At 65.8% G+C, this 10,594-nt stretch carries 13 protein-coding genes and 1 pseudogene; 9 read left to right on the top strand and 5 right to left on the bottom strand.

The features are described from left to right. The first annotated feature begins 492 nt into the window (after positions 1-492). On the top strand, positions 493-1,680 hold the full coding sequence (locus tag ACP696_RS19935; protein WP_426044233.1) for an FAD-binding domain-containing protein: 1,188 nt from the start codon (positions 493-495) through the stop codon (positions 1,678-1,680). Between the two features lie 219 nt (positions 1,681-1,899). Here ACP696_RS19935 and ACP696_RS19930 read toward each other — a convergent pair whose 3' ends face one another. Continuing rightward, a complete protein-coding gene (locus ACP696_RS19930; RefSeq protein ID WP_426044232.1) occupies positions 1,900-2,547 on the bottom strand; it encodes a DUF3052 domain-containing protein in 648 nt (215 codons plus the stop codon). 1 nt (position 2,548) lies between these two features. Next, complete coding sequence (locus ACP696_RS19925; protein ID WP_426032156.1) at positions 2,549-3,346, bottom strand: crotonase/enoyl-CoA hydratase family protein; 798 nt, start codon at positions 3,344-3,346, stop codon at positions 2,549-2,551. A gap of 331 nt (positions 3,347-3,677) precedes the next feature. On the opposite strand from ACP696_RS19925, the gene ACP696_RS19920 reads away from it, so the two are divergent. Further along, positions 3,678-4,034, top strand: coding sequence for a response regulator (locus tag ACP696_RS19920; RefSeq protein ID WP_426032142.1), 357 nt, complete (start codon positions 3,678-3,680; stop codon positions 4,032-4,034). A gap of 53 nt (positions 4,035-4,087) precedes the next feature. Continuing rightward, the gene (locus tag ACP696_RS19915) at positions 4,088-4,702 is read left to right on the top strand and encodes a pyridoxamine 5'-phosphate oxidase family protein (protein WP_426044231.1); all 615 of its coding nucleotides are present in this window, start codon (positions 4,088-4,090) and stop codon (positions 4,700-4,702) included. A gap of 66 nt (positions 4,703-4,768) precedes the next feature. Here the strand turns inward: ACP696_RS19915 and dksA are convergent, their stop codons facing one another. Together dksA and ACP696_RS19905 are read right to left on the bottom strand one after the other, a co-directional pair. Then, on the bottom strand, positions 4,769-5,197 hold the full coding sequence (dksA, locus tag ACP696_RS19910) for an RNA polymerase-binding protein DksA (protein ID WP_426014212.1): 429 nt from the start codon (positions 5,195-5,197) through the stop codon (positions 4,769-4,771). 175 nt (positions 5,198-5,372) lie between these two features. After that, the gene (locus tag ACP696_RS19905) at positions 5,373-5,804 is read right to left on the bottom strand and encodes a flagellar assembly protein FliX (RefSeq protein WP_426044230.1); all 432 of its coding nucleotides are present in this window, start codon (positions 5,802-5,804) and stop codon (positions 5,373-5,375) included. Here ACP696_RS19905 and ACP696_RS19900 point away from each other — a divergent pair. From ACP696_RS19900 to ACP696_RS19875, 6 genes are all read left to right on the top strand, one after another. Further along, complete coding sequence (locus ACP696_RS19900; RefSeq protein ID WP_426032148.1) at positions 5,803-5,961, top strand: hypothetical protein; 159 nt, start codon at positions 5,803-5,805, stop codon at positions 5,959-5,961. The two genes, ACP696_RS19905 and ACP696_RS19900, sit on opposite strands and share 2 nt — an antisense overlap. 73 nt (positions 5,962-6,034) lie before the next feature. After that, the gene (locus tag ACP696_RS19895; RefSeq protein WP_426044229.1) at positions 6,035-7,147 is read left to right on the top strand and encodes a flagellar basal body P-ring protein FlgI; all 1,113 of its coding nucleotides are present in this window, start codon (positions 6,035-6,037) and stop codon (positions 7,145-7,147) included. Further along, positions 7,147-7,476: a rod-binding protein gene (locus tag ACP696_RS19890; RefSeq protein WP_426014217.1), complete on the top strand. Its 330-nt coding sequence runs from the start codon at positions 7,147-7,149 to the stop codon at positions 7,474-7,476. Before ACP696_RS19895 ends, ACP696_RS19890 begins: the two co-directional genes overlap by 1 nt. 2 nt (positions 7,477-7,478) lie before the next feature. After that, a complete protein-coding gene (locus tag ACP696_RS19885) occupies positions 7,479-7,925 on the top strand; it encodes a flagellar basal body protein (protein ID WP_426014218.1) in 447 nt (148 codons plus the stop codon). A 173-nt stretch (positions 7,926-8,098) separates the two neighbouring features. Beyond that, a complete protein-coding gene (locus ACP696_RS19880) occupies positions 8,099-8,572 on the top strand; it encodes a DUF1203 domain-containing protein (protein WP_426032152.1) in 474 nt (157 codons plus the stop codon). A gap of 195 nt (positions 8,573-8,767) precedes the next feature. Continuing rightward, positions 8,768-10,483 carry an ATP-binding protein gene (locus ACP696_RS19875; protein ID WP_426032154.1) on the top strand — a complete coding sequence of 572 codons (1,716 nt, stop codon included), beginning with the start codon at positions 8,768-8,770 and terminating at the stop codon, positions 10,481-10,483. Between the two features lie 18 nt (positions 10,484-10,501). Here ACP696_RS19875 and ACP696_RS19870 read toward each other — a convergent pair. Then, positions 10,502-10,594, bottom strand: a pseudogene (locus ACP696_RS19870) (IS5/IS1182 family transposase); the annotation flags it as partial.

Below are 10,594 nucleotides of genomic sequence, written 5' to 3'. Positions count from 1 at the left end.
CAGGCACCTGAGCCACGACTGCGGCTTTGGTGCTTAATGCGTCCGCCTGCATCAGGCTCGAAACGTAGTCGATCATGTTCTGCAGCATGCGTTGGTGTGCAACGGTCCGCAATGGGTCGGAAGCGGAAGGTGGACCCGCTCCATCAACCGGACCTTCGATCACCGTTGGACGCCGCCTATCTCTAACCTTGGTATGTGCGCTTCCCACCGAAGGTCCAATGTCCAGTTTCGGGCAACAGGCTGGCTTCCGCTCCCGATCCGAAGCGGAACTTAGTTTAGCTCCAGGGCTCGGACATTCAGCCGAAGGACCCAATGGCGTGGTCGGACTTGTGTCGCCCATTTGGTCCGGACGACCGTCCCGCAATGTGGGTAAGCTTGGATCTGGCCGACACCCCGCGCCGAGCCGGCTCAATCAGCACGTCCGTCGGGCGGCCTATGCATTGAGACCCCAGGCGCTTAAGGAGCCGGCAAGCTTGCAAGTGACGGACGATCATGACTTTCCCGCCAACCCGTGATGAAGCCCTACGCCGCCTCACCGCTTTCGTCCCGCAAGCCGGTCTTGCCTACGCGGCCGGCCGCAATACTGATCCTGGTCCTGGCCAGCCGACCGCGGTGTCGAGGCTCTCACCCTATCTGCGCCATCGCCTGATCACCGAGAAGGAGATCATCGCCGCCGTGCTCGCGCAGCATGACGCCAGAGCGGCCGAGAAATACGTTCAGGAGGTGCTGTGGCGGACCTACTGGAAGGGGTGGCTTGAGACACGCCCCGCAGTCTGGGCGCGCTTCTGCACTGAAAGAGATCGCCAGGCCCAAGCGTTTGCCGGCTCCCCTACCCTTCATGAAGCGCAGACCGGCCAGACGGGGATTGAGGGCTTTGATGACTGGGTGAATGAGTTGGCGGAGACCGGCTACCTCCACAACCACACACGTATGTGGTTTGCCTCCATCTGGATTTTCACCCTGAAGCTGCCCTGGTCGCTGGGCGCAAACTTCTTTTTACGTCATCTGATTGATGCCGATGCGGCGAGCAATACGCTGTCCTGGCGCTGGGTTGCGGGGCTTCAGACGCCCGGCAAGATCTATCTCGCCTCTACCGACAACATCGCCCGCAATACCAACCGGCGCTTTGCACCGAAAGGTCTGGCCACAGAAGCCACCGCGCTCACGGAGCTTCCGCTTCCGGGTCCTCTCGACCTGGTTGAACATCGTGTCGCCTCCATCTCTGAGCCGGCCATGCTTCTGGTCACGTCGGAGGACATGCATCCGGAGTCAGCTTTTGGAGCAGCTAGCCCCTTCGTAGCGGCAGTTGTTGCGACGGACGGGCAGCAGCTCTGGGGCGAAGCGGCTCGTCGCTTCCTCGAAGGCGCAGCCCTGGATACGACAACGCGGATCGGCGCATTCTTCGGCTGCCCCACGACCCGGCATGATAGCCTGGAGCCCGAGCGCCTGCTGTCTGCCGCCAGAGCAGCCGGTGTCCGGCAAATTGTCACGCCCTATGCTCCGGTCGGCCCGGTCGCTGACGCATTGGCTGATATCTCGTCCAGATTGGCGGTTGAAGGCGTAACGCTGGTGCAGGTCAGGCGTCGTTGGGATGACCGGCTTTGGCCTCACGCGACCAAGGGATTCTTTCCGTTCAAGGCGCGAGCGATGGCCAGCCTCGCGGCCGGAGACCTCACCTAGGCCGCGATCGCTCCGCTAGTTTGGGAGCGGATTGACGGCCATCGCTGTGGTCAACACCCTGCCCGCTCCATCGGCGCGTCTGGAGTGAGGCCAGGTTGAGTCGGGTGCGGGAATTATGGCCGCGCCTGACGCCGGACCTTGGACGCCGTGCCGGAGAACCGGCAGGACGAACATCGGACTAGGCTCGAAAGCCCACCCAGCCGCCCCGCTTAGTGCCCCCTACTCCTCGTCGAACCCCTCGTCCTCATCGGCGACGGTTGTAGCGGCCACCGCCCCGCCCTTGCGCTTGACGAAGCGCAGCGCGGTGTGGGTCTTGGAGAACGCGAAGACCTTGGTGTCCACCAGCCCCTGCCCGCGCGCCGCGGCCAGGATCTCGGTGTCCTTCAGCGGCGCGCCCCGACCCTTCTCGGCGACGATCCAGATCGCGCCCTTGGCCGCCAGGCCGCCGATCAGGTCTTCGAGCTGGTCGAAGTCGGCCAGGTCTTCCACGCCCAGAAACAGCAGGTCGACCCCCTCGTCGGCTTCCACCGGCTCCGCCCGGCCCGACAGCTCGTCGAGGAACTCGGCGTCATCCACGCCCAGGACCACCACCGTCTGCCCCACCTTGACGCCCAGCTTGTCCAGGCGGCTGGGCGGGTTCTGGATGGCGTGCAGCCACGTGTCCGCCTCGCCCGGCTCCAAGGTGAAACGGGTGCCGTCGGTCAGGACAAGGTCGGCGCCCTCGACCCGCAGGTCGCGCAGGGCGTGGCCCTGGAAGATGCCGCGCACCGCGCCGCGGAAGATCAGCTTGGGCGGCTCCCACAGCAGCTTGCCGTCGCTTTCGCCGTCCGCCAGCAGGCCCCAGACGCCCTTGGCTTCCTTGCCCATGTCAGGAGCCCTTGAAGCTGGGTTGGCGCTTTTCGAGAAGGGCGTCGACGCCTTCCATGTGGTCGTCGGTGTGGTGGGCGATGGCCTGGGCCATGGCGCTCATCTCCATCAGGGTGTCGTAGCTGGCGCTGGCGCCCTGCCGCAGCAGGGTCTTGGCCATGCGCAGGGCGTGGGGCGGCTGCAGGGCGATGCGCTCGGCCAGGGCCATGGCCTCGTCCATCAGGGTCTCAGCCGGCACCGCCTTGCTGATCAGGCCCCAGGCCTCGGCCTTTGCGGCGTCGATGACGTCGCCGGTGAACAGCAGCTCGGCGGCGCGGCTCATGCCGATCGTGCGCGGCATCAGCCAGGCCCCGCCGTCGCCGGGGATGAGGCCCAGCTTCAGGAAGGTCACCCCGAACTTGGCGGTGTCGGCGGCGATGCGGATGTCGGTCATGCAGGCCACGTCGCAGCCCAGGCCGATGGCCGCCCCGTTGACGGCGGCGATGGCCGGGACCTCCAGGCCATAGATGGCCCGCACGATGCGGTGGATGTTCTTGCGATAGCCGTCGCGCACCGCCACGCCATTGCCGCCGAACGCGCCTTCGCGGGCCTTCATCGCCTTGACGTCGCCGCCGGCCGAGAACGCCCGGCCCGCGCCGGTAAGGATCACGCAGCGAATTTGTTGGTCGTCATTGATCGCCTCGCAGGCCGCCGCCACCTGATCGCCATCGCCCGGCGCGCCCAGCGCGTTCATCGCCTCGGGGCGGTTGAGCGTGAGGATCGCGACGTGGCCGCGTTTCTCGGTAAGGATCAGGGACATCATGGCGCGCGCTCCTGCGTATTTTTGCGCTCTGCATAGCGCAATTTCCCTTGGACGACGCAAGACTCCGCAAGCAAACATGACCGAAACACGGCGTTCGCTGAACATTGAGGTAAACACTTGTGATTACAAAGACCAGGCAAGTGTTCGCCGTTCATGACATCGTTGTCACCAGTCAAGAACGCCTAAGGTGGCGCTTGAGAACAAGTCGCAGGCGCGCCCCTGCGACATTTTAGACAAGCTGAACCGTAAAAATCGTTAGCGCAGAAGAGAATCATAGGCTTCTACTGGGGATAGGGACGATTTAGAGAAGTGGTGGCGTCCAGTGAACATGTCCCATAGGCATGCTTTGATCATCGAGGACGAGATCCTCATCGCAATGGAAGTGGAGGCTTTGCTCACCGAGCAGGGGTTCGATAGTTTCGACATCGCCGAAAGTCCCCAGGAAGCGCTCGATTGCGCCTTGAGGCGGCACCCTGATCTGATCACGGCGGACTACCGCATCATCGGTGGCACCGGCGTCGAAGCAGTGGCGGCGATCCTGGCGCATCTAGGGCCAATCCCGGTGGTGTATGTCACCGGGAACGCCGACCAACTGGGCGCGCGAACCCCCACCGTGGTTGACAAGCCGATCTCGCCCCATCGCCTGGCCGAGGCTTGCGCCGTCGCCCAAAGTGCGGCGGCCTAGGCTTTTCGCGACGGCCAGACCGTCTATGCTGGCGGCTTCGCAGGAGGTCGCCCGTGGACGTCATCGACAGCTTGGAAGCGCTCGAGGCGCTCTACAGACCCGCGCCGGTCGCGACCTCGACTGTCAAGGTGGCCGACCGCATCACGCCGCATTACCGCGCCCTGATCGAGGCATCGCCGTTCCTGGCCCTCGCCACGGCCGGCCCCGAGGGACTGGACTGCAGTCCGCGCGGCGACCAGCCCGGTTTCGTGCGCATCGCCGATGAGCGGACCCTGATCCTGCCGGACCGGCGGGGAAACAACCGCATCGACAGCCTGCGCAACGTGGTCCGCGATCCGCGCGTGGCGCTGATGTTCCTGATCCCCGGCTCGGGCACGACCTTCCGGGTCAATGGCCGGGCGGTGGTGTCGGCCGATCCAGCCCTGCTGGCCAGTTTCGCCGTCGATGGCAAGGCGCCGCGCACCTGTCTGGTGATCACGGTCGTCAAGGCTTATTTCCAGTGCGCCCGGGCCGTCGTCCGCTCGGGACTGTGGAAGGCGGAGACTCAGCTCGATACCCGGCGCCTGCCCTCGCCCGGCGCCATGCTGGCGGCATTGAGCCACGACACCGTCGGCGGGCCCGAGTACGACAAGGCCTGGCCCGAGCGCGCGGCGGCAAGCCTGTGGTGAAACGAAAACGGCCCCGCCGTGAGGCGGGGCCGTTCGAAACACAATCAGGTCGAGATCATGATGATCTCAATCGTCGCGGTGAACCCGTTCCCGACGTTCGTGGCGTTCCTGGGCTTCCAGGCTGAGCATCGCGGTGGGCCGCGCGTCCAGTCTCGCCAAACCGATCGGTTCGCCGGTCTCTTCACAGTAGCCGTAGGAACCGTCCTCGACCCGACGCAACGCCTGGTCGATCTTGGAAATAAGCTTCCGTTGACGGTCACGGGTCCGAAGTTCAAGCGCCCGATCAGTTTCCGACGACGCGCGATCGGCGAGGTCGGCATGGTTTTCAGTTTCAGCCTGTAGATGAGTGACCGTCTCGCGAGATTCGCGGAGGATCTCCTCTTTCCATGCGATGAGCTTCTGCTTGAAATATTCAAGTTGACGCTCGTTCATGAAAGGCTCGTCGTCCGTAGGACGATACGAGCCTGACGCCTTAAGAACAGTGGCCGTTTGCATTAACGCCTCACGCCCCGATCAACTCCGCCCAAGTCAGGCGGGGTGCTTATACCAAAACGATAGCCGGGTTCAATGAACGTCGCGTGAGCGGTGTGTCCAGCGCCGTGCAGGAAATCCCGGATCCTGGGGAAATTCAATGAACCGTGTTCTTTAAGATACGGTTTCATCAATCTTCTCAACCCAGCCGGGCCTGCTCAAGCTTGGCCGCTTCGACCGCAGCCCGGGTCTCGATTTCGTTGAGAATTGTTTCCAGCCCCGGATCGTCAGTCGATTCGCGGTGCTCTCGGACCGCGCTTTTCAGCCTGGACAGGGTTTGGGTCGAAACCTCGCCGTCGAGAACCGAGATCTTCAGCGCGTCCAGAATGTCCAGCAGGCCGCCAGCGCGCTTCACCGCTCGCCGCTTGCGCTCCAGGGGATCCAGATTGGCCTGCAGGGCCAGCAGGGCGTCCAGCGACCCGACGCCCGTCACGCCGCCAGTCTGGGCTACGCCCGAAGCCGCGCTCGCGCCGCCCACCGTAGGCAGGGAGAATCCCGATCCGCCGCCGCCAGTCGGCTTGGCCCGCGATGCGCCAACCGCGCCCGCGCCTCCCGTGCTGGAAACCTTCATGACCGACGCTGCTCCGTTCGCGGAAACTACCGAAACGCGGGAGTCACCCCCTCCCGTTAACCACATTTTGGCGGCGCTCGCTTGCGGTATGGTTAATGCCGGGCAGAAACTGCCGGATCGGATTGTCGCAAGCAGAAAAGCCCTGGATTTCAACTGATTTCATTGAACTTTTTCATGGCCCGCTTCTGGCATGGGACGACCCGGGGATACGACCCCGCCGCAGGATCGCCATGTCTCGTTCATTCTTCGCTTCCGTTCTGGGCCTTGCTCTCGCCGCCGTCGCCATGGCCTCCAGCCCCGCTGACGCCAAGTCGCGGATCAAGGACATCGTCTCGTTCGAAGGCGTGCGCGACAACCAGTTGATCGGCTACGGCATCGTCGTCGGCCTGAACGGTTCTGGCGACAGCCTGCGCAACGCGCCGATGACCAAGCAGAGCCTCGAGGCGATGCTGGAACGCCAGGGCGTCAATGTCCGCGACGGCAACCTCAACACCAAGAACACCGCCGCCGTCATAGTCACCGCCAACCTGCCGCCGTTCTCGGCGTCCGGCGCGCGGATGGACGTCACGGTCTCGACCCTGGGCGACGCCAAGAGCCTGCTGGGCGGCACCCTGCTGGTCACCTCGCTGCAAGGCGCGGACGGCCAGACCTATGCGGTGGCGCAGGGCTCGGTGCAAACCGGCTCGGTCTCGGCCGGCGGGGCCTCGGGCTCTTCCGTCACAAAGGGCGTGCCGACCGCAGGTCGGATCGCCGCCGGCGGCATTATCGAAAAGGAAACCGGCTTCCAGATGGTCGAGATGGGCGAGATGCGCATGACCCTGCGCAACCCCGACTTCACCACCTCGCGCCGGATCTCCGACGCCATCAACACCAAGTTTCCCCGCTCGGCCCAGGCCCAGAACCCGACCATCGTCGCGGTGCGCCCGCCGGCCGGCATGGACATGATCAGCTTCGTCACCGCCATCGAGAACCTGGAGGTCGAGCCCGACAGCCCAGCCAAGGTGATCATCGACGAGGTGGCCGGCGTCATCGTGATGGGGGACGACGTTCGCATCAGCCAGGTGGCGATCGCCCAGGGCAACCTGACCATCTCTGTCCAGGAAAACCCGGCCGTCAGCCAACCGGCCCCGTTCAGCCCGGGCCAGACCCAGGTCGTCCCGCAGTCCGCCGTCAGCGTCAACGAGGAGACCGGCAAGAGGCTGCTGACCCTGGGCGGCGGCGCCTCGCTGAAGAGCCTGGTCGGCGGCCTCAACGCCTTGGGCGTCACGCCCCGCGACATGATCTCGATCCTGCAGGCCATCAAGGCCGCGGGCGCCCTGCAAGCCGACATCGAGGTGATGTGATGAGCGCCCTGTTCACGACAAATATGGCCCTCGCGGCGACGCCGATCGACACAGTCGGCCCCACCGCCACCTCCACCGCCGAACTTCTGCGGCGCGGCAAGATCAAGGAAACGGCTCAGAAGTTCGAGGCTTCGTTCCTGTCGATCATGCTGCAGTCGATGACCGCTGGCATGAAAACCCCCGAGATCGGAGGCGGCGGGGCCGGCGAGGACATGTTCAAGTCGCTGCTGACCGAGGAGATGGCCAAGCAGGTCACCAAGGCCGGCGGCATCGGTCTGGCCGCCACGGTCCAGAAGGAAATGCTGAAGATGCAAGGCTTGAAGGAATAGTCATGGCCCTCACCGCCACCGGACCCGACGACCGCGTCGAACAGCTGATCATCCTGACCGAGCGCCTCACCGACCTGATCGCCCGCCAGGCCACCGCCTTCGAGGCCCGCCGGCCGCACGAGGCGGCGCAATATGTCGATGAGGTCGCCAAGCTGGCCAATCTGTATCGCCACGAGTCGACCCGGGTTCGCGCCAGCGTCGCCCTGGTGGCCGGCGCCGAACCGTCCCGCCGCCTGCGGCTGGTCCGCGCCACCGAGGCCTTCGACGCCGTGCTGGCCCGCCAAGGCCGCGCCGTCACCGCCGCCAAGACCGTCACCGAAGGCCTGGTCCGCGCCATCGCCCAGGAAGTCGCCGAGCAACGCCCCACCGCGTCGGGCTATGGGCCAGGCTCGCAAGGCGCGGCCTATCGTCAGAACGGCACGGCGATCACGCTGAACCAGCGGGCCTAGAGCAAGTCGCGCGACATAGGAATCGCACGGCTTGCTCTAGACTTTTGTTTTCGCATCGCTTTTGCGGAAAACCGGTGACCACTTTTCCGCGCGATGCTCTAGCAGACACCGCAAGCATCGGGTGTCGGCGCGCAGCGCCAGCCGCCACACAGGCTCCAGCACAGGAGCTTGCCGTGGCCTTCACCGTTTCCAGCCTGCCGATAGAACCTTTCCAGCCGCTGTTCGCGCTCGACGACGACGCGCTGGCGGCGCGCGGCATGCTGCGGGTCGTCGCCGACACCGCCTTCGCCTTTCCCTGCCGCGTGACGCTGGACGACGCCGAGCCCGGCGAGCGGCTGATCCTGCTTAACTATGAGCATCGGCCCGCCGATAGCCCCTTCCGCTCGGCCCACGCCATCTATGTGCGCGAAGCGGCCGGCGCGGCGGTCAACGCGACCAACGCCCTGCCGCCCGCCCTGGCCCGGCGCCTGCTGTCGCTTCGCGCCTTCGACGCGGCCGGCATGATGTGCGACGCCGACCTGGTCGAGGGCGCGCAGGCCGGCCCCGTCATCGAGCGGCTGCTGGCCGACCCGCAGGTCGCCTATCTGCACGCCCACTACGCCCGGCCCGGCTGCTACGCCGCGCGGATTGATCGCGCGGACGCCTGACCGCGTCTGCGACACTTGGAAGCAGGGTTCGATGACGGCGTTATCTCAATGGCGACTTAACCGCGAACAGCTAAGCTATTCGTAGATCGAGCAGGCGGGGGGACGCACGGTTTTATGAAGCGCGCGGTTGTTAAGTGGGAACCCATCCCGACGAAAGAGATCGTCGGGCCCTACATTCCGATCCTCCGCGGATACTTGCTCGCCGCCGCCGCCTACTACGCCGTGATCAGCATCTCTCACCCCTTTTACGAGAGGGGCTGGGGCCTGCTGCTGCTGGAAGGTCTGGCGATGCTGGCCGCCCTGACCGCTCTGGGCCTGTGGTGGCGCCTGAAGTTCCGTCCGCCAGGACTGGTGGGGCTCGAGACGGCCGCCCTGACGATGAACGCGCTGCTGATGGCCAATGTCGTGGCCTATCAGGTGCTGCATTTCGAACCGGCCAAGCTGGTCTATTTCGTGCTGATGGCCCTGGTGTTCGCGACCTCGGCCCCCACCCGCCGCGTGGCCCTGTTCAGTGTTGGCGTGTCGCTCGTCGGCCTGTTGCTGATGGCCCGCAACGCGCCGGGCGACCTGGTCGCCCAGTACGGCTTCCTGGGCGTGGCGGGAGCCTTCGCCGCCCTGGGCATGTCGACCCTGATGCGGGGGGCGGTGCTGCGCGAGCTGCGCGCCCGCCTGGCGTCTGACACCCTGAACCGCAAGCTGGAGGCCGAGCTGGGCGAGAACCGCCGCTTGCGTGACGAGGCCCAGGCGCTGGCCCTGACCGCCCAGACCGCCAACCGGGTCAAGACCGAGTTCCTCGAGACCATGAGCCACGAGATCCGCACGCCCCTGAACGGCGTGCTGGGCATGGCCCAGGCCATGGAGCGGGCCGAGCTTTCCGAAGATCAGCGTGGCCGGTTGGCGGTCGTGCAAGACTCCGGTCGGGCGCTACTGGGGGTGATCAACGCCATTCTCGACATCTCGCGGATCGAGGCCGGCAAGATGGAGATCCTGCGCGCGCCCTTCAGTCTGGACGCCCTGGCCGAGACCTTAAGTCGGCTCTATGCGGGCCTGGCCCACGACAAGGGCCTGGCCTTCGCGCTGGAAGTCGAACCCCAGGCGCGTGGCTGGCGTGACGGCGACGAGGCGCGGCTACGCCAGGTGCTCAGCAATCTGATCTCCAACGCCGTCAAGTTCACCCAAGCCGGCGCGGTCACCGTGCGCATCGGCGGCGACGCCCTGGGCCTGACCTGCGAGGTGATCGACACCGGGGTGGGCATTCCCGAAGACCGCCATGCCCAGGTGTTCGAGAAGTTTGTGCAGCTCGACAGCTCGACCACCCGGCGCACCGGGGGCAGCGGGTTGGGCCTGGCCATCTGCCGCGAGTTGGTGACCTTGATGGGCGGCCAGATCGATTTCGACAGCCCGCAGGGCGGCGGCGCGCGCTTCGCGTTCGACGTGCCTTGCCCCACTGTGGACGGCCTGATCGAGCCCGTACCGGCGGCTCCGGTCGAGAGGCCGACCGCGAATGGCGGCCTGCGGATGCTGGTGGTCGATGACAACCAGACCAACCGCACCGTGCTTCAAGCCATGCTGGCCCATATGGGCGTGGCCTGCGGCGCGGCGCGTGACGGCCAGGAAGCCGTCGCCATGTGGCGCGCCGAGCCCTGGGACGCCATCCTGATGGACATCCACATGCCGGGCATGGACGGGTTGGAAGCGGGCCGCGCGATCCGGGCGCTGGAGGCCGCCGGCGATCGGCCGCGCACGCCGATCCTGGCCGTCACCGCCAGCGTGCTGACGCACGAGACCGACCGCTATCTCGACGCCGGCATGGATGGCTTCGTGGCCAAGCCGATCGCCGCCGCGCGCCTGGTGGCGGCGCTAGAAACGGCGTTGGCGGGCGCGGTGTCGGCGGACGTGTCACTGCTCTAGGCCGTAGTGACGATTTAGCTATTTGAGCCATAGCATGATGGCGGCGAGGGTTACGAAGCCCATGAAGGTGGTTGCAAGCTTGTCGTACCGGGTTGCGATGCGGCGGAACTG

It is taken from the genome of Caulobacter sp. DWR3-1-2 (assembly GCF_049896225.1).
Classification (GTDB): domain Bacteria; phylum Pseudomonadota; class Alphaproteobacteria; order Caulobacterales; family Caulobacteraceae; genus Caulobacter.
The sequence above is the reverse complement of the archived record's forward strand: the minus strand, read 5'-3'. Positions and strand labels throughout refer to the sequence as shown.

Coding starts and splice junctions, on each gene's coding strand:
- ACP696_RS19935 (WP_426044233.1), top strand. CDS start 493: ATGACTTTCCCGCCAACCCGTGATGAAGCCCTACGCCGCCTCACCGCT.
- ACP696_RS19930 (WP_426044232.1), bottom strand. CDS start 2,547: ATGGGCAAGGAAGCCAAGGGCGTCTGGGGCCTGCTGGCGGACGGCGAA.
- ACP696_RS19925 (WP_426032156.1), bottom strand. CDS start 3,346: ATGTCCCTGATCCTTACCGAGAAACGCGGCCACGTCGCGATCCTCACG.
- ACP696_RS19920 (WP_426032142.1), top strand. CDS start 3,678: ATGTCCCATAGGCATGCTTTGATCATCGAGGACGAGATCCTCATCGCA.
- dksA (WP_426014212.1), bottom strand. CDS start 5,197: ATGCAAACGGCCACTGTTCTTAAGGCGTCAGGCTCGTATCGTCCTACG.
- ACP696_RS19900 (WP_426032148.1), top strand. CDS start 5,803: ATGACCGACGCTGCTCCGTTCGCGGAAACTACCGAAACGCGGGAGTCA.
- ACP696_RS19905 (WP_426044230.1), bottom strand. CDS start 5,804: ATGAAGGTTTCCAGCACGGGAGGCGCGGGCGCGGTTGGCGCATCGCGG.
- ACP696_RS19895 (WP_426044229.1), top strand. CDS start 6,035: ATGTCTCGTTCATTCTTCGCTTCCGTTCTGGGCCTTGCTCTCGCCGCC.
- ACP696_RS19890 (WP_426014217.1), top strand. CDS start 7,147: ATGAGCGCCCTGTTCACGACAAATATGGCCCTCGCGGCGACGCCGATC.
- ACP696_RS19885 (WP_426014218.1), top strand. CDS start 7,479: ATGGCCCTCACCGCCACCGGACCCGACGACCGCGTCGAACAGCTGATC.